Raw genomic sequence first — 21,461 nt, forward strand, 5'->3', positions numbered from 1 at the left:
GCCGCGGCTGCCGTAACGAATAGCTTCATGTTTGCTCCTCCCCTTTTGACTGAACGATAATCGGAGCCGTCCTCCTGAGGCGACGCCAATGGGCTAAGCGGATTGCGGGTTCGTCTCCTTCGCCTCGCGAAGAAGCACGGACATGTCGGGGATGCCATCGGTGGCCGTCGCACCCTTGAGGCAATGCGCAGCTGCGGCATGGGCGACGGCGCAGATATGCTCGACCGGCCAGTTCTCATGCAGGCCGTAGAGCACGGCGGCGCAGAAAGCGTCTCCTGCGCCGACGGTACTGACGATGTCATCGGGATCGACAGCTCGTGAACGCGTGATGATCGTGGAAGCGCCTGATGCAAACCAGAAGCAGGTTTCCGGTGCATGGATGATCGCGCCCTTGACGACACCAGCGGCAAGCAGGCGCTCGCCCGCTTCCAAAAGCCCCGCCTCGATCAAATCTCCCTTCGCATCGCGAACGATAACGCCGGTTGCCCGCCCCGCCTCCATCTCGTTGATGATCAGATAATCGCAGAAGGGCAGAGCGACACCGACCTTCTTCGCAAATTCCGGGTCTTCGCTCGATACGAAATCCACACAGGTCGTAAGCCCGGCGCGGCGCGCCGCTTCCAGCAGGCGCGACGCTCCCGAACGACCGTCGGGACCAATGCCGTCGAGACCCGGCAACAGCATGAGATAACCGAGATAGAACAGCCGATAGCCGGCCTTGGCGAAGGCTGCGGGTGAGACAAGCTCGTCCGTGACGGCATCGTTGGCGCCGCCATGATAGAAGAAGGTCCGGTTCTGACCGGGCACATTCATGACATGCGTATGCGCCGTCACCCGGTCGGCAAGCGCGATCAGCCCACCGACATCGACGCCGGCAACTGCCAGGCGGGCCTTGACGATTTCGCCGTCCTGATCAGCGCCGATGCATCCCGCCGCCGCCAGCTTTCCGAGAAACCCAAGCGAGGCCAGATCGGTGACGACATTGGCCGCCCCGCCCCCCACGCCCAGATCCTGGTGCAGGATATGCGCGAGATTGCCCTGTTCGGGCCAATAGGACAGGGTGTGGACGCGATCGACAATGAAGTTTCCCGCGCAGACGATGCCGCCATGCTTCTGACCGTCGCGATCGCAAACCTCCTCCCCGGCTCGCATCAGTTGACTCCTTCGTTCCACAAGGGTCTCAGCGGCGGCTCGTCTTCCTCGATCGCGGCGAAGCGTGCGATCGGCTCCAGAAAGAAATTGTCGCTGTTGTCGTCGTTGACCTGACTGACCTCGCCGACAAGCACAGGTCCGCCCTCTTTCCTGCCGTAGAAGCGGTGGTAGAGCCCGGTGCGGATCGTCACGCTCTGCCCAGGCTGGAGAACCAGCGGTTCCCATGCAGCGAGCCGGTGCGCCAGCCCGTCTACCGGCACCGTTAGATCCTCCGCCAGCACATTGCCATCGGCATCGGTTGCGGCGAATTCGATGACGAGATCGCCGCCGGCGCGATTGATGATGTCTTCCATCTTCGCCGCATGACGGTGGGTCGGCGTGACCTGCCCTTCGCCAACGAAGAGCAGCTTTTCGGCATAGGTCCGTTCACCCAAGACATCGACGATGCCATTGCGCAGGCTAAACAGCACGAGACCGCATTCGGCAAACCGGTTCGAGCCGAAATCGGTGACATCCCAACCCAGCTGATGGGCGCGCAAATAGGCTGATGCCTCGGGATGAGCGGCAAAATCCGCCGCCGTCCAGGAACCCCATGCCGGCAGGGACCAGTGCCAGCGCTCGAGGCTCTCGGTTGCCCGCAGCAACGCGGCGTTGATCGCAGAACGCTTCATCAGGCTGACGCCCCGTCATACTCGACCGGCACCACGACGTCCTCGCGACCGGATTTGAGAGCTGCCGTCAGGACTGCGTGATGCGCCTGCGCCTCGGCCGGCGTCGCGCAGCCGAAACCGTTGGCATTGCCGCCGGCAAGCTCATCGACGAAGGCCGCCCACATCTGCTGTATGGCGTCGGCAAAACCGAATTCGAAGATCTTGCCTGTTATGGCCGGAAATAGCGAGCCATAACCCAGATCCTCGGTACTCCAAGCCTGCGCTCCGCCATTATAGTCCATCCACTGCCATTGGCGCGGCGACTTCGTGCTGAAGAACGCGCTTTTCTTCATGCCGAGAACTCTTAGGTACCAGGTGTTGGATTCGCCGGGCGCGATGCGCCAGGTTTTCAGCACCATCGGGAAATCCTGATCCCCGGTGCGCACGCGGCTGCTGATCGTGGCATTGTCCCAGGTGGTGCAGGGCAACATGCCGCCCTTGCCGTCAGGACGTTCGGTGACCTTTTTGACCAATTGTGCATGCAGGGTCGTCGGGCGCCAGCCGAGACGCAGCGGCACGTGCAGCACATGCATGCCGAGATCACCCATGCAGCCATAGTCGCCATTGATATCGGCCATGCGCTTCCAGTTGATCGGCTTCTGCCGGTCGATATCCGAAGAGTGCAGGAAACCCGCCTCGACTTCGATTATATCCCCCATCTCGCCGCTTTTTGCGAGCGCGATGACCTTCTGCGCGCCGGGGAAGAAAGGCATTTCCGACGAGCAGCGGACCAGAAGTTCCGGATGCTCGGCGAGAACCGCCATCATCTCCCGGTTCTGCGCGGCGTCCATGCCGAAGGGCTTTTCACCGAGAAGATGTTTTCCGGCCTTCAGGATGTCGATGTAGAATTGCTGGTGCAGCACATGCGGGACGGCGCAATAGACCGCATCGACCTCGGGATTGGCCAGAAGCTCCTTATAGTCAGCGGTGAACTGGCGAACAGTCGGCACATGATCCCTGAACCAGTCGAGCAGCGTCGCGTTGGTATCACAGACGGCGACGATTTCCGGTCGCGCTTTCACATCGGCCAGATGCAGCCAGCGCGCCGCAGCGCTCGCAAACTCGCGTCCCATCAGACCGCAGCCGATGACGCCGAAGCGGAATATTTTCGTCATGACATCTCCTCCCAAACGCGCATCAGCCAATATGCAGCGAAGCTTGCTCGACGGAAGCCTTGTCATGGACGATGGCCATCAAGGCCCGCGTCATGCCGGCGGGATTGTGATGTTGGATAACGTTGCGGCCATAGACGATGCCACGGGCGCCCTGCTCCATCAACTCTCTGGTGCGGATCAGGATTTCCTGATCCGAAACGCGGCCGCCGCCGCGCACGAGCACCGGCAGACCTTGGGCGATCTCGACCACGCGGTGATATTCCTCGACATTGTCGCAGGGGTCGGCCTTGATGATATCGGCGCCAAGTTCAGCCGCCTGGCGCACCAGCGGCAAGATCTTGTCGATCGCGCCATCGACCGTGTAGGCGCCCTTGGAATTGTCCTGCATGACGAGCGGCTCGACCATCAGCGGCATGCCGTAGATCTCGCATTCACGTTTCAGGCTGTTCACATTGCGCACGCAGGCGCGATAGACTTCCGGCTGGTCCGGAAGCATCAAAAGATTGACGACGACACAAGCAGCATCCAATGCAACGCCCTGCTCCACCGCCCTGTCAATCATTTCGGAAAACAGCTGAGACGGCAGGGGATTGCCATAGATGTTGGCGATGTCGGTGCGCAGCACCAGTGCCGGACGCTGCTTGCCGGGGATCGCCTGCAGAAGGGGTGCCGTCCCCGGCGGCAGCTGAATGGCATCCGGCGCCGCTTGCGCGATCACCTCGATGGCGGTCTTCATGTTCTCGATGCCGGCGAGGAAGGTTCGTTCATTGAACATGCCGTGATCGATGGCCACGTCAAAACAATTTCCAGACACGCCGAAAAGTCGGTTCAATCGCGCGGATTTCATCGAATTCCTCCCAGATATGGTAACGTTTCCACATTCGAATAAGCGGAGCAAGATGGCGAGTCAAGAAAATGTGGAAACGTTTCCATGTCGCCTCTTCCGGCGCGGGACGAGGCGCCGCTCGCGCCTCGTGCCGGAAGGACTACCAGCAGGTGAATCCTGCATCGACGTTGACGATCGCCCCAGTCATGAGGCTGGCGGCGCCTGACGCAAGGAAGAGGACTGCGCTGGCAACCTCCTCCGGCGTTCCCATTCTTCCCATCGGCGTGTCGGCGAGCCAAAGCGGGATACGCTCGCGATTGGCTTCGACGGCCACCACCATCGGCGTCTCGATGTAGGTGGGTGCGACGGCGTTTACCCTGATGCCGTGATGCGCCCACTCGGCGGCCAACGAGCGCGTGAGGTGATGGACCGCCGCCTTGGAAACGTTATAGGCGGTCTGAGGCTGGGGCCGGTTGCAGATGTGCCCCGACATCGAGCCGAGGTTGACGATGGCGCCGCGTTTCATCGAAATCATCGGACGACCGAAGGCGCGCGAGCACCAGAAGACGCCATTGAGATTGACGTCCATCATGCGCAGCCAATCGGCGTCGGTGAGATCCTGCGCCGGGATGCCGTTCTGGCCAATTCCAGCATTGTTCACCAGGATCGTCGCCGGCCGCCCGCCATCGGCAAGCTCGGTTGCGATCGCCTCCATTCGGGCCGCGTCGGTGACGTCGCCGACCCGGACTTCGACGTCGTAGCCTCTATCCCGGAGAGCAAGCGCTTGCTCAGCGTCGCTCTCACTGCGTTCGATGACAACGACGGCGGCGCCCGCTTCGGCCAGCGCCTCGGCGCAGCAGAGCCCGATCGCACGCCCTCCGCCCGTGACCACTGCCCGTTCGCCGTCGACGCGAAATTTCTGCTGGTAGCTCATCTCACCTCTCCTCAAATGTCAAAGGCGCTGGGAAGCACGACGATATCGCGGATGGTAACGTTGCGCGGCCGGGTCAGCATGAAGATGATCGCGTCGGCGACTTCCTTGGGCTCGATCAAGGCTCCGGCCTCCTTGGCCTTGCGAAGGTTTTCCTCCGGCCAATCCGCAAGCAAAGCGCTGATCACCGGCCCTGGAGAAACCGATCCCACACGAATGCCGTTTTTCAGAAGCTGGCGTCGCATCGTTTGGACGAAGCAGGTCATCGCCCATTTCGACGACGAATAGACCGGTTCCCATGGAATCGCCGAATGTCCGGCGACGGAACTGGTGACGACAATGTCGCCGGTGCCACGTTCGATCATGTGCGGAATGACGTTTCGAACGTTCTTGATGACGACATTGACGTTGAGATTGAGCATTCGATCGATGGTATCGAGATCGGTTTCCATCAAGTCGCCGCCGATATAGGTGCCTGCATTGGCATGCAGGATATCGAGCTTGCCGGTCTTCGACAGGATGCCCTCGAGCAGTCCAGCACACTCGCTCGAATCCAGCAAGTTGATCTTGAGCGGAATAGCGCGCTCGCCAAGCCGGGCACAAACCGTCTCAAGGGCCTTCTCATCGCGGTCGACCAGCACGACCGTCGCGCCAGCGGCGAGCATTGCCTCCGTCGAAGCCAGCCCTATTCCGGACGCAGCACCCGTGACCGCCGCGATCTTCCCATTCAATTCGTTCATCGATTTCTCCTCCTGTCTTGATGCTGATTGTCAATTCTTCCCAACGCCGCAGGCGGCGTGATAGTCCGAGAGACTCTTGGTCACTCTCCAGATCAAAACCTGTTCCGGATCGAGCGGTGCATCTGCGAAATCCTGAGCGGCCGGCATATGTTGCCAAAGCAATGGCAGCGGTACGGTTTGCCCTCGAAGGGCCTCGCACAGGCGTCGGACGGCTTCTTGTGCTTCAGCCGACGCCCAATAATAGCGGATGCGGTCGGACAGCGAATAGTGCCGCAACCAGCGCATCTCGGCGTTTGTCCCGTGGTAGTGGCGGCTCCAGTTGCCTGGCTGATCGATCATCAGCGCTTCCATCGCCTGATAGAGCGGACGCTGGCCGTAATCGGGCAGGAGGTCCGACGCGATCGTATCCAGCGCATAGAGCGCTTCGCGTAGGACGAAGGTCAGCTCGGGACCGACCTTCAGAATTGGAAACCCGTCCTCCACCAGCGCGGTCAACGGCCGGGTTCCCTGATAGTCGGTCGAATGCGCCTCGAAGACGAACTGCGGCTCATTGGTGAGCACCGATTTCAGCGCTTCTATCTTGCTCCGGTCGTAAAGGACGACATTCTGATTGCCGAACTCGACGCCCGGCTGCACGACCAGCCCGATGGCCCTTTCAAACGCCTGGCCGAGTCCGGCCTCCGCAAAGATCCGGCGGTGGACTTCGATCGTCTTCAGCGCCGCTGCGGCCGCCGTCGGATCGATGGTTGTCAGGGCATGATCGGCCCCGCCTGGCGGCGGCACTTCCGTGCCGATGACATAAACCGGCATTGCGCCGCCAGCCCTCTTCGCCGATGCCTCAGCGACCGCCGCAAGCCGGGCGGCGCGATGGGCGGTGGTTTCGTCATCGAGCGCCACCGGCTCGCCCTTGCAGCCCATCGAGGCGTCGAGGTGAATCTTGCGGAAGCCGGCCTCGACATAGGCGGCAACCATCTTCTCCGCCTCGGCCATGGCCTCTTCGGCCGGGCGATCGCGCCAAGGATTGGGGCCGAGGTGATCGCCGCCGAAAACGATCAGATTTTCGGGGCATCCCTCCTCGGCGGCTATTTTGCCGACTAGGGACGCGAAGTCGTTTGGCGTCATCCCAGTGTAGCCGCCGAGGTGGTTGACCTGGTTGCAGGTGGCTTCGATCAGGACGATGCTCTCATGTTGCCGCCCGTGTCGGAGAGCGGCGCGCAGCACGATCGGATGGGCGGAGCATACGGAGGTCACGCCTCTGGGGCGGCCCTCGATCCTCAGCCTGGCCAGGTCGTTGAGATGCACCTGCATCATGGGCGCCTTTCCGTTGAAGCGATGAACGCATCGAGTTCCCGACGGGTGCCGGCGCCCTCCATCGGACCGAGGACCGTCACGTTGCGGGCGCCGGCAGCCGAGCCATAGGTCAGAGCTTGCTGCGGAGACATTCCGAGCCGCCGGCAGGTGAGATAGGCACCGCCGAAGCAGTCACCGGCGCCGGTGGGGTCGACCTCCTGAACGACAAATGCCGGAGCATCGATGCGGTCTCCTTGCCTGCCGAAATAGGTCGCGCCTTCGGCCCCGCGCTTCAGCACGATCTCCTTGACGCCCATCTCGAACAAGCGGCGGATCGCTTCTGCCTCGCCTTCGACACCTGCGGCGCGCTCAAGCTCCTCTCCGGACGGCAGAAGCAGATCGGCGGCGGCGACAAGCTTGGAAAAGCGGCGCTCGGTGTCCTTGTCCAGCTTCAATTCCTTGCGAATGTTCGGATCCACCGAGAGCGTTCCCCCGCGGGCCTTGACGATGTCGACCGCCTGGTCGATCACCTCACGCGCACTGCGAACCGAGAGAGCGGAGCCCATCACGTGAAGATGACCGCTCCGATGGATGAGGTCGCCGACCGTTTGAGACCAGCCGAAGCGCGCAGCTGCCGATGTGGCGATGTTGTAGACGAAATCCCGGGAGCCATCCCTGCGGTAGCGGACAAAGGCGCTTCCTGTGGGATAATCCGGATCGATCGAGATCGTCGAAATATCGACGCCGTCGCGTTTGAGGCGATCCGTATTGACACGACCGAAATCGTCATCGCCGACGGCGCCCACCATGGCGGCCTTGCCGCCGAGGCGGCCGCACTGCGAGATGAAGATCGCCGGCGCTCCGCTCGCAAACGGACCGACAAGCGGCTGCGCTTCGAGAAACCCGTCTCCGACCGTCGTGGCGACGATCTCGACGAGGATCTCGCCCACGCAAACCGTGGGACCAAGCGCGTCCGGAGCCAGTACTGTAGCCATTTGCAATCCTGCTTTCGATCGTTCTTGTCGTCAACTCGTCGGTGCCTGGACCGGCGCACCGTCCTCGCTGCCGAACTCCTCGCTCTCCAATGACAGAAAGCGCTGGTGCAACATGCATGCCGCCCCGAAGGCGGAACCGAACTCCGCATCACCATCCACGACGACCTCCGGCGTGGGAAAAGGGATGTTCTGCCCCTCCGACATGTGAACCGCCACGCGGGCGGCCACCATCGGGTAGAGGGATGCCACGGAGCCACCCAGCACGATCCTGTCGGGGTCGAGCAGGCGACAGGCCTGCAGCAATGCGTATGCGAGATGGCGCGACCAGGTTTCGGCGATATTGACGGCAGCCGGGACACGGTCGCGAACACCGCTGAGGAAATCCTGCAGATCCGCGTCCTCTCGGCCGACAGTCTCACGATACTGCCTGATGAGCACCTCGCGACCGATCAGTTGTTCAAACTTCTGACCGCCGCTCCCCGGCACCAGGGTGTGGCCGATTTCTCCCGCCAGGCCGTGGCCGCCCCGGAACAGCTTGCCATCGATCGTGATGCCGCCGCCGACGCCGGTTTCCATGAGCAGGAACAGGGTCACGCCTGCGGCGCCGTGACGATAGCTGTCGCCGATCGCAAAGGCGTTGGCATCGTTTTCAACCGCGATCGGAACGGCGGCCGGGAAGGCGGCCAGGAAGGCGGATCGGCCAATCTCCTTCAACGACACCTCTCGCCAGCCGATGATGGGTGCGAGGGTGACAATTCCGTCGGGCCGGATGTGGGCCGGCGCCGATATGCCGAGACCTTTGCACCGCCCGATCATCCTCTTTTCCATCGCACTGACAATCAGCTCGACGCCCTGCGCCACGGCCTCCTCCACCGTCGAAGACATGCTGTCGAACGCCATTTTCCGACATGCCCGGACGTCGGCGGAGAGATCGATAACTGCCGCCGAGATATGCTCGACGCCAATCTCTATCCCGACGAAGAATGCGGCATCGGGGACCAGTTCGAGCATGATGCCCGGGCGCCCGGCACGGGAATGTTCCAGGCGCTGCCTGCCGCTCTCGTCCGACTCCTGAACGAACCCGCCTTCCGTCAGTTCGGCGACGATCTCTCCCGAGGATGAGCGATTCATCCCGAGCTTCCGGGCGAGATCCGCGCGGCTGAGGCTTCGGTGAGCATAGATCGTCTGCAAGGCGGCGACGATATTGTTCTGCCGGATCCTGCGCGGCGAACTTCCGATGGAGACGGTGTCGTTCATATTTCAATTCCCTTCAAGTCGCCCAACCCTTACACGACTGGAACAGGCTGTCAGAAGGATAATCAGGGCCGCGCGTTTGTGGCGCGGCGACGCTTGGCCTCGTCATATTTCAGCTCGATGTAGCGCTTCGCGTGCGCCGCAAGCGGATCATTATCCTCCCAGGTGTCGCGCCAGATCGCGCAGGCGAGCGACAGGCCTTCGTCGACGACCGTCGTCGAGAAGCTCTCGAATACGATGTCGCCGATGTAGTCGATGTCGAGCAGAGCGTCGAAGATCAGTTCGAAGTTGATGACGCCGTCGCCGAGATAGCCGCGATTGCTCTCGCCGATGTGGAAGTAGCCGATCTTGTCGCCGGCCAGGCGGATCGCGGCCGCCGGATTGGCTTCCTCGATGTTCATATGGAACGTGTCGAGGTGGAGACGAACATGTTCCGATCCCGTCTCGGCGATGAACTTCAGCCCCTGCGCCGCCGTGTTCAGCAGGTTCGTCTCGAACCGGTTGACAACCTCCAGGACCAGGTCGACGTTCGCTTGTCTCGCGACTTCGGCGGTCGCGGCGATCGCGGCGACGCTGTTATCCCAGCCCTTCTTCGTCGGCTGGCGATTGTATTTGGTGTGCGCGGAATAGAGAATCCCGCCGAGTTTGTTGCCGCCGATATCGCGGACCGCACGAACGGCGTCGGCCAGCGTCTGCTTGCCAGCGGATACCGCAGAGGTATCCTCGCTCGATACGTCCTTGTCGAGCGGCAGACCCATCGTCACGCCAATCTCGACATCAAGCGACTGCGCAAGCTTTGCCAGTCGATCCAGATTGAATTTCTCGGGGCGCAGATAGGCAAATTCGATGGTGCGATATCCGTGTTCGGCCGTCTTGTTGAGGGCCATCTCCAGCCCTTCCTGCGTTTGGCCGCCTGTCCATACAAATGAATGGATACCCAATCGACGCATAGCCTTTTCCTCCAAAAAATGCCTTTGGCTGCGCACAGTGCTATGCCATTTAGTTTGGAGAGACAACAAATAATTTCGGCTGAAAATCTTTTGCTGCTTTGCAAAATCCCCTTGCAACGCAATATTTTAAATCTCTGCCCATTGCATTTCATCCTCTGCCCGAAATTAGTTTCTGCAAAAATCAATGGGATAGACCCGCGATTTGCATGTTTAGACAACAAATATTGCGCTGCCAGTTTTTTTGGCCTACACAAAGGACCGGCGAAATGATCTCGCTGCAATATGGGAGGATTGAAAATGAATTATGCTTTGAAGGCTAGCGCGCTTGCGCTGACGCTCAGCCTCGCCGCCACTGCTTCGCCTGCCTGGGCTGACTTCTGGTCCGACGCCGGCGCCAAATTCAAAGGCGTGACGCTGCACGGCGTCACCGAAAGCACCCCGCCATCGAACTACATCAAGAACGTGCTCGCTCCGGAATTCGAAAAGAAGACCGGCATCAAGGTCGACATCGAGACGACGTCCTGGGATCAGATGTATGACAAGGCCATCAAGGACATGGAAGCCAAGACCGGCATCTATGACATGGTCTATATCGAGCAGGACATCATCTATTCCTATCTCGCCAGGAATTTCCTCGTCGACATCACCAAGACGCTGAAAGACCAGGCTGATCTGAAGGCGCCGACCTACGACGATGCGAACTTCACCAGCTTTGCCAACTACTTCAAGGACGCGAGCGGCGATCTCTTCGGCGTTCCGATGGAAGCCTTCCTGAAGACCTATCTCTATCGCAAGGACCTCTTCGAAGATCCGAAGATCAAGGAAGCCTTCAAGAAGGAAACCGGCAAGGACTTGAAGCCGGCCACCACACACGCGGAATACACCCAGATCGCCGAATTCTTCACGAAGTACGGCAAGGATAACGGCATGGAGCTCTGGGGCACGACCGCCCAGGCACATACAGGCCATCCGGCGTCCTGGTATGAATTCTTCGAGTCCATCGTGCCGACCTTCGGCGTCTACAATTGGGGCATCGACGCCAAGAACAACTATGCGGCGACGGTCGAACATGGCGGCGCGATGAACAGCGACAAGGCGAAGGCCGCGTTGAAGTACTGGCTGCACCTGCGCGACATTGCTCCTCCGGAATCGACGCAGTCAACCTGGACGGAAACAGCAACGACCTTCGCCGCCGGCCGTGTCGCCCAGGGGCTGATCTACGGTGAGAATGCCGCCTGGATCGCAAGCGATCCAGCGCAGTCGAAGGTGGTCGGCCAGGTCGGGTTTGCTCTGCCGCCGCTCGAGCCGGGCGTGCTGGACGACGCGAAAGCCGGAAAGGGCTATATCGGCTACTACGACGGCGGCGCCTTCGGCGTGCCGGTCACGTCCAAGAACAAGGAAGCCTCGCTGCTCTTCCTCGAATTCATCGGCCAAAACGACGTGCAGCCCGATTGGGCGATCGCCGCACCGCGCATCACCAATACGGCGACGTTCGACGATCCGAAGGTGAAGGAGATGGACGTCAAGCTCGGCGGCTTCTACACAATGCTGAAGGACGAGGGCAAGCTCTTCGCCGGCGCTCCTCCCTACCCCTTCCATGCGCAGGTACGTGAAGCGACCGCGCCTATCTTCTATGACATCCTGACCGGCAAGATCGGGCCCGATGAAGGCCTCGATCAGATGGCGGCCAAGGCCGAAGAGGAGCTCACCTCGCTCGGCTATCGCAAATAAGACATCCTCCCCAACTTGACGGGTCGCTCCGGCGACCCGTCATCTTCCGTTCCCAGATGGAGCGGACATCCACTTAGTGTTCAACGGGGGACAGGCGATGCATTCGCAGAAGCTCGGGTGGCTGTTGCTGTCACCGACCATAGTGATCCTCGGATTGTTCGGGATCTTTCCTTTCATCTACGTCCTCTGGGTCTCTTTCCATTCATGGAACCCGTTCGCGGCCAATCCGGGCATGATTTTCAACTGGGCTGAGAACTATCGGCGGCTCGTCTTCGACCCGCAGTTTCTGGCATCGCTCGGCATCACCCTGGCATTCGTCTTCTTCGCGGTCGTGTCGGAACTGGTCCTCGGCTACATCCTCGCCCAGGCGCTGCTCAAGGACTTTCCCGGAAAGGCAGTGTTTCGCACGATCCATACTCTACCGCTGATCATGGCGCCGATCATCGTCGGCTCAGTCTGGAAGCTGATGACCACCCCGTCCATCGGCATCATTCCCTATCTTCTCAGAAGCTGGTTCGGCTACGATCTGAATATTGGCCAGAGCGCCGTTGCGGCCTTCACGGTCACTGTCATCATGGACATCTGGCACTGGACGCCGCTCGTCACCCTCTCGCTGATCGCCGCACTCGTCTCGCTTCCATCAGACCCGTTCGAGCAGGCGCAGATCGACGGCGCCGGCAAGAGCCAGATCTTCTGGCACATCACGCTCCCCTTGATCCGGCCGGCCATGCTGGCCACCGTGTTCATCAGGCTCATGGACGCGCTGCGCACCGTCGACGAAGTCCTGATGCTGACCGGAGGCGGTCCGGGTTCATCGACGCGCTACATCGGTGTCCATATCTTCAGGGAAGTCTTCCCCAAGACGAATTACGGCTACGGTTCGGCGATCTCCGTCATCGTCCTCTATCTCACCATCGTCGTCTGCTGGCTGCTCTACGTCGGCCTGATTGCACCCCGCGTGAAGAGAGGTTGAAGCGATGAAGACCAAAAATCCCTGGCTTCCAGCCCTCCTGTGGACCTTGATAAGCTTCATCACCCTTTTCCCGATCTACTGGCTCTTCGTCATATCGGTGAAACAGCCCTTCGACCTGTTCTCGACGCCCGATGTCATTCTCAGGAGCTTCTTCTGGAAGAATTATCAGGACGTGCTGACCAATCCGACCTTGCGCGGCTACATGCTCAACTCGCTGATCATTTCGTCAGGCAACGCGCTGCTCGTCACCACGCTCGGCTTCCTTGCCTGCTACGCCCTGACGCGCTTCGACCTCGCCGGCAAGGAAAGCATCTTCTTCTGGACGATCACCAACCGCATGGCGCCGCCGGCGGTCTTCCTGCTGCCGCTTTTCCTGCTTTTGACGCAGGTCTACAGGATCGGCGACTTCTCGCTCGCCGATTCCAAGCTGGGCATGATCCTGGTTTATTGCTCTTTCAACCTCCCCTTCGCCATCTGGACCCTGCGCCCGACCGTGGACGGCATTCCGAAGGAGTTGGACGAGGCGGCCTATATGGACGGCGCGAGCCCATGGACCGTCCTCTATGACATCATCTTTCCTTTGGCACGGCCCGGACTTGCGGTGACGCTGATCCTGACCTGGGTGTTTGCGTGGAACGAATACCTGCTGGCGGCGACGCTCACCAACTTCCATGCGCGGACTCTGACCACCGGCTTGTCGGAATATGTGACGACCACGGGCACGGCCTGGGGCATCATGGCCGCGATCTCCATGCTGACATTGGTTCCGGCGCTCATCGTCTTTTCGGTGGTGCAGCGTCACATCGTCGCCGGCCTGACCTTCGGTGCCGTGAAAGGATGAAACGATGACGTCTCAATCAGGAAATAACGAACGCAAGCCGGGGTTTCTGCCGATCGAAACGAACTGGTTCGACCGGCTCTTCATCTCAGTCGTCATCTGGGTCGCGCTCTCGCTGTTCTGGATGCGGTTCATTGAACCCATCGGCCTTTCCGTATGGTTCGCGGCGGCGATCTCGGCAGTCCTTGGCGCCTACGTCGTCTGGAAGGGATGAGCCGATGAATTCTGTCAACGACATCAAGTCACAAGCCGCGCTGCTTTAGGGGGAACGACATTGGCAAACGTACAGGTTAGCGACGTCACCAAGAAATATGGCTCTCTTCAGGTCATGCATGGCGTCAGCGTCGACATCGAGGACGGCGAATTCGTCGTGCTGGTCGGTCCATCCGGTTGCGGCAAATCCACCCTGCTCCGGATGATCGCCGGGCTGGAGACGGTCAGCAGCGGAGACATCCGGATCGGCAGCCGTGTCGTCACCAACGCTCCCCCGAAGGAGCGTGACATCGCGATGGTGTTTCAGAGCTACGCGCTCTATCCCCACAAGACGGTCGCCGAGAATATGGGCTTTCCGCTGAAGATGGCCAAGCGACCGAAAGCGGAGATCGACGAGAAGGTCGGCAGGGCAGCCGAGATCCTCGACCTGACGCCCTATCTCGACCGCTATCCGAAGCAACTATCGGGCGGCCAGCGTCAACGCGTGGCAATGGGCCGTGCCATCGTTCGCGATCCGCAAGTCTTCCTGTTCGACGAACCGTTGTCGAACCTCGACGCCAAACTCCGCGTCACCATGCGCGTCGAAATCAAGGAGCTTCACCAGCGACTGAAGACCACCACGGTTTACGTCACGCACGATCAGATCGAAGCGATGACGATGGCCAACAAGATCGTGGTGATGCGCGACGGCAGGGTCGAGCAGATCGGCAAGCCTCTCGATCTTTACGACTTCCCGGTCAACCTCTTCGTCGCCGGCTTCATCGGCAGCCCATCGATGAACTTCCTCCAGGGCCGCATAGCCATCCGCGACGGCAGGAAGATCGTCGTCACCGACCAGGGCATCGCCCTTCCGATGGCAGACACAAATGCGGATGAAGGAAGAGCCGTTACCTACGGCATCCGACCGGAACACATCACGATCGGCGAAGAAGGCGTTCCGGTGGAGGTGTCGGTGTTCGAGCCGACGGGTTCGGAAACATTGATCTTCGGCCGGACGGGAGGCGTGCCGATCGACGCCCTGATCCGCGAGCGTATCGAGGTCGATCCCGGACGGACGATGTACTTCCATATCGATCCCCGACGTGCGCATATCTTCGATCGGGAAACAGGCCAGAGACTATAGGAGGACGCCCCATGGAGTTCAAAGGTAAGACGGTGATCGTGACCGGCGCCGGAAAAGGCATCGGACGCGAAATTGTAAGGATGCTCGCCGGACGGGGTGCGTATGTCGTCGCCCTGACCCGCAGTGCCGCCGACGTCGACGCGCTGCGAGGGGAATTCGGCTGCCGGGCAATCCAGGTCGATCTCGCCGACGCCGATGCGACCAGAGAGGCTGTCATCGCTGCCCTTCCCGCAGATTTCCTTGTCAACTGCGCCGGCACGACCGAGCTTCAGCCGTTTCTCGAGACAACCGTCGAAGCCTTCGACCGTCTCGTCGCGGTCAACACGCGTGCTCCGATGATCGTCGCCCAGGAATATGCCCGCTCGCTGATCAAGGAGGGCCGTCCAGGTGCCATCGTCAACGTCTCGTCGGTCGCATCCTTCGTCGGCATCCCCGACCACGCTGCCTATTGTGCATCGAAGGGTGGGTTGGATGGCTTGACGCGGGTCATGGCCAAGGAGCTCGCGCCGCACGGCATCCGCGCGAACGGCGTCCACCCAACGGTGACGTTGACGCCGATGGCGGTGAAGGCGTGGAGCGATCCCGAGAAGGCCGCGGGGATGATGAAGCGAATTCCGGTTGGTCGCTTCGCGGAGCCGGCAGACATTGCCGAGGTTGTTCTTTTCCTGCTGTCCGATGAGGCTGCCATGGTGAACGGCATCTCGATGCCGGTGGACGGCGGTTACATGATTGCTTGAGGCTCAGGACGAACGTGCAGTGCGGCCCGGCGATTGCAACACCGGAAGCGGCGACGTTGACCGCCGCACCAATCGGCGCAGTTCATCCTGATCAACAAAGTGATCCGTCACGCCGGCCTCTTTATCCGGATGGCTGAAAACAAGACCATCAGCATCCTCAAGCTTCAGAGCTTGCTCCGTATTCATGATCCCGAGCGCCTGGCGCTCGTACTCGGACTCGAGCGCCGCCTCGACGATGGCTTTTCTCTTGCGCATGTCCATGTCCTCCGTTCCTCAAAGGGTAACGGGCGGCCGGACTCGCGGTTCCGATCATGGCATCACGATATGAGACAAGTTGAAACGAACGCCCGCCGATACGCCAGTACTGGCGACGCCGCCTAACTCGGCGAGGCGTCAGGCTCGCTGGCGGCTCTTTGAATCAAGCGGGCAACCACTTCAGTGCGGTTCTGCGCCTGTAACTTGCGCATGATGTGTTGCAGATGCATCTTCACCGTATGCCCCGACAAATTGAGTTTTCCTGCAATGACCTTATTTGAACAGCCGCATTGCAGCTCTGCGAGGACATCCGCTTCCCGGGGAGTGAAATCAGCAATCGCCAAGTACTGCGTCCTGTCATCCAAGCTCTTTTCGGCCTCATTTCTGACCGGAATATGCTGGCTTGCGCCTGCTGTAACAGCTCCCAATAGCTGCGGGAAAAATGTTCCTCCTGCCAGAACGAGACGAAGACCGGCAAGAGCAATGTCAACGGGAAGTGAGGTCGAGAAAAAGCCGCGGATGCCCATCTTGAGTGCTTGACGGGCTATGATGGCGTCATCCGTACCTGAGAGCAACGTGACAGGAGCCTCAGGAAAACGCGCGGCAATCGCCGCGAGATCATCACGCAGGCTGGTGCTCTCAACACTTCTGCCGGCCAGACCCAATACAATCAAACGCACCTCAGTTCCAAGAGCACTATCGAGACTCTCAGTCGAGATCAAATCTATAACGTTCCATCCGCCGAGTTCACGCTCCAGAAGCTTCACCACGGTGGTGCGCGCCAATGTAGAATGCTCGACGATGATCACAGTTGGTGCATTGCGCCCCATACGGCGCCTAGTTCCATTAATGTCGGACACTTGCGTGCTCCCCACGAATATTTGCAACGCAACAGCTATTCATATTATTCCTGTTCTCATTACATGTCATGATAAAAAGTGAGTGTATTTCAGATATTAATAGTCTGATCTCGCATGATAATTCTTATAGTCTATAAGATATCAACGATAGATAACTGGGCTTGCAGAGAACAGTTAAGAGATTTTTCATGACGTCCTGCTGGTTCGACTTGTCGCTGCAGACTTTCCAGCCTTCGCCGAATTCACGTATGGCAAGCGGGTCAACAAAGCTTTCAAAGGCATTGAAAAGCCAATCGATCTGCTACAGACCCATTTCGGAAAGCGCCAGTGGATATAACGAGCTGCCGATCGGCTCGGCTTTGTTTCCATGTCTCAATTCAAAGCAGTCGCAGACCCGACAACAAGACGACAAACGCGAAAAGCAGCAAAAGCCTGGGATCGCTGACTACCCGTTATGATTAGTAAAATCATGCTCTAGTGACGCATTAATACCAGTTAGCATTGTTCTGCCGCAGGCAGCACTGCGCCGGCACCGACCGATAGCGGCCGGAGGTCACGGCCGCTGGCGGCCGAAATCGGCGACAATGCGGATGAGGTCATTGTGGAATGTTCGGGATCTCAGTGAGCCCGCCGCTCAGTGCCATGTCGGCCCAAGGAGCCGAATGCCGGGCGGAGGAAACAATTCAACACATGGCTTGAAAGATCGCACGAAGAACGGTTTCGTGCAGTTGAGCCTCTGCAATGCAAGCCGGGATTCTATCCCCTGGAGAATGATGCCGGTGTGAGCGGTTTTCGGCGACCCGGCTTAAAATCATCCTGCTCTAGCTATGCATGAAGGCCAGAATGTCGTCTACGAGAGCCGAATGGGCGTCGGTGAGGTTGCCTTCTCCGCCGTGACCCGCGATGCCGGCCAACTGGAGCGCATGTTGGTCATAGAGAACATGGTCGATCTGTTGGGCGTCCGCCGTCCCGCCAGCCGGAACGGCAATGTTGATGGGATGGAAATAGCCGAAATTGACATCGACCATGCTGCCGGCCGACGATCCTGCCCCGCCACCGCCGCCCGCATGGTTGCCGGTGAAAATCGTGTCTGACGACAGGTTGAAGCCACCGCCATTGCCGCCGATGCCTGCGATCTGCACAGCGCCTTGATCGAAAATGACATTGTTTGTCTGATGGGCCTCCGCCGAGCCGCCCGCGGCGCCGATGGCGATGTTGATCGGCGAGAAGATGGCGATACTCACGTCGACCATAGTGCCGACGAAATATCCATCGCCGCCGTGGCCTGCATAATAGTCGCCGGTCAATGTGAGCGCAGTTCCAGGGCTCATCGACGGGCCATGGCTCGCGACGTTATGATCTCCGCCCGTGCCCCCCATGCCGCCGATCTGGGTTGCGCCCTGCAGGAACAGGGCGTTGTTCGATTGCTCGGCGTGAGCCTCCGCGCCAGGGCCCGCAGCCACGGCGGTATTGACGGGGGCAAACAGCGCGACTTCGGTGCTGACGAGTCCACCGTAGAAGAGCCCATTGCCGCCGGTGCCGGCATGATTGGCGCCATCGCCGCTGCCGACGGCAACATTGCCGCTTCCGCCATTTCCGCCTATCCCAGCCATTTCGGTGGGATGCTGATTGATGAGCGCATCACTGCCCTGGAAGGCGTCGGCACCCGAATGAGGTCCCGCAATGGCGGCATTGGACGGCATGAAGACGGCCAGCGCGTTGCTGCTGATCACGCCTTCGCTTATCCCGTCACCACCGCTGCCGGCTGAATTATGGCTCGGACCGGAAGCGACATCCAATGGAAGCCAAGTCGGCACCAGCGCCAGATGCCCCGCGGCCACATTGGAGGCGAGGTGTTGATCGGTGCCCGCCTTGGGCAGGTCTTCCAATAAGGAACGAGTTTCCGCCATTACCGTCTCCATCCACGGTCAACCGCATGTCCCCCGAGCGTGCGGCGCCATGCAGCCTGAATTGTTCAGGCATTGTGCCTCTGAACCTCAGAAAAGCAGAGCCTGCAATTCGTCTACATCCCATCGGCTAGTTCTGTAGCCATTTGGCCGTCATGACCGCAGCGTCCCTTGTGCGAGTTGCAAGCACGCAATCGGCCTTTGGATCAGAGGCCCCGGCGTCGCTTCGGCGAGGTCGAAGGCTTGATCATGACATGCCACCCTGCGCCAAATCGCCAACACCAATCAAATAACGCTCGGCTATATCAAAAATACATCCGAAGGAATGTCCCCGAATATCTAGGTAGTTCGAAGTTTAAATCGCGGGCAATATTCGTCCGCGGTCGTATTGACTGCGGCGATATGCCGGAACGCACGTCGTAGTGGGACGCCGTAAAAAAACTAACTCGCAAACCAACTAGAAGGAGTGACATCAATGCCTATTCCACAAATATCCGACACGATTCATCTCAATCATCCGGATGCGGGTGACGCGAATGCCGGCAACGGTGGTGATGGCCACAACGATGGGAACATCAACTACAACCCGGTCGCCTATGTCGACCCCACACAAAAGGTCTACGGGGCAACGACCGATGTGCACAACGGCGATCACGTTTGGCAGACGGCAGACTGGGACGCCGGCCATGGCGGAAACGGTGGCTTTAGCCAAGCCCAGAACAACTTCCTAGCGGCAATCGCGCATAGCGGCGCCGGCGGCGCGGGCGGAGATTCCAACTCCAACGGCAGTCAAGGAAACACAAGCGGCGGCGACACGGCTGCGGTGGCTGCGGCGACGACCGCGACACAATATACGCAGCTTATGGCCGATCAGCATGCCACCATCCTCGCCGGTGTCGGCGGCAACGGCGGCAACGGAAACATGGCTCACGGCGGCGATATCTCGTCGGCATTGGTTCACACGGATCCCGAAACGACGACGGTGACCAATTCTCTCGATCACTTCATCAACGCCTTCGGCCATATCGACGTCGACCATCTCGGCTCCTGAACTCAGACCTCAAGGGCCGCTGGTTTCGGCCGGCGGCCCTCAAGGTAAGCATCCTCTTCTTGTCAGTATCAAGTGCAGCGAGATCTGATAATGACAACAATTTCCATAAAGCCACCGTGCCCGCCGACGCAGCTCGTTGTTGCACTCCGGGCCTGTGCCGGAGCCTTCGGCTTGGTCTTCGTTTACAGCTTCGGCTACAATCTCTTTCTTCTCACGCCTTCCATCTATCTCCTGCAGATCTACGATAGGGTCCTGTCGAGCCGAAGCGCCGACACGCTCCTGATGCTGACGATGATCATCGCCATCGCCGTGTTGGTCGGGTCGACGCTCGATATCGTGCGCAGGGCAGCTCTTTCGCGCATCGGCAGCTGGCTGGACCACAGGCTACGGCCCATGGTGCTCACCGCATCGTTCGAATATGCCGCTCACGCCGATACGGGAGCCGCCACAGAGTGTTACAGGGATCTCTCCGCGCTACGCCAGTTCCTCGATTCACCGGCCAGCTCGCTTCTATTTGACGTTCCCTGGGCGCCGGTATTCCTGCTTCTGCTCTTTCTTGTTCACCCGCTGCTTGGGACCATCGGTCTTCTGTGCGCAGTTGCACTTCTGCTGTTTGCGTTCATGACGGAACTGGCGACACGCGAGCCGCTTGCCCACGCCAATCTCGCCCTTTCGAGGAGCTATATCCGATTTGCGACCGCCCTCAAAAACATCGAGGTGATCCGGGCAATGGGCATGCAGGATGGCGCAGCGCTGATCGTCTATCGCGATGCGGAGATGGCAAGAAGGGCCCAGGACATAGCGATGCATCGCACGGAGATCATTCTTGGTTTCTCCAAATCGATCCGCACACTGGCGCAGATCCTGATGATGGGATCGGCGACCTGGCTGGTGCTCGTCAACAGCGGCAGTCCGGGAATCATCTTCGTTGCGAGCCTGTTGCTCGGGCGAGGGCTCGCACCGATCGAGGGCGCAATAGGCGCATGGCGCTCCTTTATGTTTGCGCGCAACGCCTTCAATCGCTTGAACAGAATGCTGATTACAGTTGCATCGGAACGCGACGCCCGAATGGTGCCGCGACCGGAACCCAATGGCCTCGTTCTCGAGAACGTCAGCTATTTCAAGCCATTCGCCGATCGTCCAATACTAACTGATATCACATTGCGGCTCGCGCCAGGCGATTGCGTAGCGCTCATCGGTCCGTCGGGATCGGGAAAATCGACATTGGGTCGCATCATGGCAGGCGTTGTGCCGGCAACGAGCGGATATGCTCTTCTCGGTGGGGTCGATATCTCGGCTCTGCGCCTTTGCGGGGGGACCTGCCACGTCGGATACCTGCCGCAGGATATCGAACTCTTCGGCGGAGCAATCAAGGATGTGATCGGCCGGCTGGACGGGGGAGACCCCGGCAAAGCGATCGACGCCGCAAAGCTGGTTGGATTGCATGAAGCCATCATGCGGCTGCCGCAGGGCTACGAGACCGATATCGGTGACGGTGGAAACCTGCTCCTTCGGGCTCAGCGCCAACAGCTGGGACTGGCACGGGCGGCCTATGGGAATCCGTCACTTATCGTTCTCGACGATCCGAATTCGAGCTTGGATTATGACGGCGAACGCATGCTGTTTGCGGCAATCGAGCGCATGAAGTCCAGGGGAATGACCGTTGTTATCATAACGCACCGGATGGGTATCCTGCCGGCCACCAACAAGATTGCCATCATGCGTAACGGGACGGTGGCTGCCTTCGGCGACAGCGAGCGGATTTACGAAACTTATCTTCAACCACCGTCGCGAACAGGAACGTAGGGAG

The 21,461-nt window shown here is 59.8% G+C and carries 21 protein-coding genes; 8 read left to right on the forward strand and 13 right to left on the reverse strand.

Annotation, left to right across the window (positions count from 1 at the left end; translation table 11 throughout):
- Positions 1–93: 93 nt before the first annotated feature.
- The 10 genes from ACS4RR_RS23605 to ACS4RR_RS23650 form a co-directional block, all read right to left on the reverse strand.
- Positions 94–1,152, reverse strand: coding sequence for a carbohydrate kinase family protein (locus ACS4RR_RS23605; protein WP_260110055.1), 1,059 nt, complete (start codon positions 1,150–1,152; stop codon positions 94–96).
- Complete coding sequence (locus tag ACS4RR_RS23610; RefSeq protein ID WP_260110054.1) at positions 1,152–1,823, reverse strand: D-lyxose/D-mannose family sugar isomerase; 672 nt, start codon at positions 1,821–1,823, stop codon at positions 1,152–1,154. The genes ACS4RR_RS23605 and ACS4RR_RS23610 overlap by 1 nt, the downstream gene beginning before the upstream one ends.
- Complete coding sequence (locus ACS4RR_RS23615; protein WP_162117858.1) at positions 1,823–2,977, reverse strand: Gfo/Idh/MocA family protein; 1,155 nt, start codon at positions 2,975–2,977, stop codon at positions 1,823–1,825. The genes ACS4RR_RS23610 and ACS4RR_RS23615 overlap by 1 nt, the downstream gene beginning before the upstream one ends.
- A 22-nt stretch (positions 2,978–2,999) precedes the next feature.
- Complete coding sequence (locus tag ACS4RR_RS23620; RefSeq protein ID WP_260110053.1) at positions 3,000–3,824, reverse strand: class I fructose-bisphosphate aldolase; 825 nt, start codon at positions 3,822–3,824, stop codon at positions 3,000–3,002.
- A gap of 139 nt (positions 3,825–3,963) precedes the next feature.
- Positions 3,964–4,737, reverse strand: coding sequence for an SDR family NAD(P)-dependent oxidoreductase (locus ACS4RR_RS23625; protein WP_260110052.1), 774 nt, complete (start codon positions 4,735–4,737; stop codon positions 3,964–3,966).
- A gap of 11 nt (positions 4,738–4,748) precedes the next feature.
- The gene (locus ACS4RR_RS23630; protein WP_260110051.1) at positions 4,749–5,474 is read right to left on the reverse strand and encodes an SDR family oxidoreductase; all 726 of its coding nucleotides are present in this window, start codon (positions 5,472–5,474) and stop codon (positions 4,749–4,751) included.
- 30 nt (positions 5,475–5,504) lie between these two features.
- The gene (locus ACS4RR_RS23635; protein WP_260110050.1) at positions 5,505–6,785 is read right to left on the reverse strand and encodes a D-tagatose-bisphosphate aldolase, class II, non-catalytic subunit; all 1,281 of its coding nucleotides are present in this window, start codon (positions 6,783–6,785) and stop codon (positions 5,505–5,507) included.
- The gene (locus ACS4RR_RS23640) at positions 6,782–7,759 is read right to left on the reverse strand and encodes a tagatose kinase (protein WP_260110048.1); all 978 of its coding nucleotides are present in this window, start codon (positions 7,757–7,759) and stop codon (positions 6,782–6,784) included. Before ACS4RR_RS23640 ends, ACS4RR_RS23635 begins: the two co-directional genes overlap by 4 nt.
- 30 nt (positions 7,760–7,789) lie before the next feature.
- Positions 7,790–9,016, reverse strand: a complete 1,227-nt coding sequence (locus ACS4RR_RS23645) for an ROK family transcriptional regulator (protein ID WP_260110047.1) — start codon at positions 9,014–9,016, stop codon at positions 7,790–7,792.
- 62 nt (positions 9,017–9,078) lie between these two features.
- Positions 9,079–9,963 (reverse strand): sugar phosphate isomerase/epimerase family protein, encoded by an 885-nt coding sequence (locus ACS4RR_RS23650; protein WP_162117864.1) that lies wholly within the window; start codon positions 9,961–9,963, stop codon positions 9,079–9,081.
- Positions 9,964–10,245: 282 nt separating this feature from the next.
- On the opposite strand from ACS4RR_RS23650, the gene ACS4RR_RS23655 reads away from it, so the two are divergent.
- The 6 genes from ACS4RR_RS23655 to ACS4RR_RS23680 all read left to right on the forward strand — a co-directional run bounded on the left by ACS4RR_RS23655 (position 10,246) and on the right by ACS4RR_RS23680 (position 15,578).
- Positions 10,246–11,694, forward strand: a complete 1,449-nt coding sequence (locus tag ACS4RR_RS23655; RefSeq protein WP_222280841.1) for an extracellular solute-binding protein — start codon at positions 10,246–10,248, stop codon at positions 11,692–11,694.
- Positions 11,695–11,791: 97 nt separating this feature from the next.
- Positions 11,792–12,667, forward strand: a complete 876-nt coding sequence (locus tag ACS4RR_RS23660; protein WP_017966968.1) for a carbohydrate ABC transporter permease — start codon at positions 11,792–11,794, stop codon at positions 12,665–12,667.
- Between the two features lie 4 nt (positions 12,668–12,671).
- Positions 12,672–13,508, forward strand: a complete 837-nt coding sequence (locus ACS4RR_RS23665) for a carbohydrate ABC transporter permease (RefSeq protein WP_017966967.1) — start codon at positions 12,672–12,674, stop codon at positions 13,506–13,508.
- A gap of 4 nt (positions 13,509–13,512) precedes the next feature.
- Positions 13,513–13,719, forward strand: a complete 207-nt coding sequence (locus tag ACS4RR_RS23670; protein ID WP_222386415.1) for a DUF2160 family membrane protein — start codon at positions 13,513–13,515, stop codon at positions 13,717–13,719.
- A 60-nt stretch (positions 13,720–13,779) separates the two neighbouring features.
- A complete protein-coding gene (locus ACS4RR_RS23675; RefSeq protein WP_017966965.1) occupies positions 13,780–14,841 on the forward strand; it encodes an ABC transporter ATP-binding protein in 1,062 nt (353 codons plus the stop codon).
- 11 nt (positions 14,842–14,852) lie between these two features.
- Positions 14,853–15,578, forward strand: coding sequence for an SDR family oxidoreductase (locus ACS4RR_RS23680; RefSeq protein WP_456189478.1), 726 nt, complete (start codon positions 14,853–14,855; stop codon positions 15,576–15,578).
- A gap of 3 nt (positions 15,579–15,581) precedes the next feature.
- Here ACS4RR_RS23680 and ACS4RR_RS23685 read toward each other — a convergent pair whose 3' ends face one another.
- From ACS4RR_RS23685 to ACS4RR_RS23695, 3 genes are all read right to left on the reverse strand, one after another.
- Complete coding sequence (locus tag ACS4RR_RS23685; protein WP_222280844.1) at positions 15,582–15,839, reverse strand: hypothetical protein; 258 nt, start codon at positions 15,837–15,839, stop codon at positions 15,582–15,584.
- 116 nt (positions 15,840–15,955) lie between these two features.
- Positions 15,956–16,720, reverse strand: coding sequence for a LuxR C-terminal-related transcriptional regulator (locus ACS4RR_RS23690; RefSeq protein ID WP_456189479.1), 765 nt, complete (start codon positions 16,718–16,720; stop codon positions 15,956–15,958).
- 794 nt (positions 16,721–17,514) lie between these two features.
- Positions 17,515–18,603: a hypothetical protein gene (locus ACS4RR_RS23695; protein WP_456189480.1), complete on the reverse strand. Its 1,089-nt coding sequence runs from the start codon at positions 18,601–18,603 to the stop codon at positions 17,515–17,517.
- Between the two features lie 472 nt (positions 18,604–19,075).
- Between ACS4RR_RS23695 and ACS4RR_RS23700 the strand changes: the two genes are divergently transcribed.
- Both ACS4RR_RS23700 and ACS4RR_RS23705 read left to right on the forward strand, forming a co-directional pair.
- Positions 19,076–19,651: a hypothetical protein gene (locus ACS4RR_RS23700; protein ID WP_003584165.1), complete on the forward strand. Its 576-nt coding sequence runs from the start codon at positions 19,076–19,078 to the stop codon at positions 19,649–19,651.
- A 90-nt stretch (positions 19,652–19,741) separates the two neighbouring features.
- Positions 19,742–21,457, forward strand: a complete 1,716-nt coding sequence (locus tag ACS4RR_RS23705; protein ID WP_456189481.1) for a type I secretion system permease/ATPase — start codon at positions 19,742–19,744, stop codon at positions 21,455–21,457.
- Positions 21,458–21,461 lie beyond the last annotated feature (4 nt).

The sequence above is a fragment of the Rhizobium zaerense genome (genome assembly GCF_051810725.1).
GTDB classification, from domain to species: domain Bacteria; phylum Pseudomonadota; class Alphaproteobacteria; order Rhizobiales; family Rhizobiaceae; genus Rhizobium; species Rhizobium leguminosarum_I.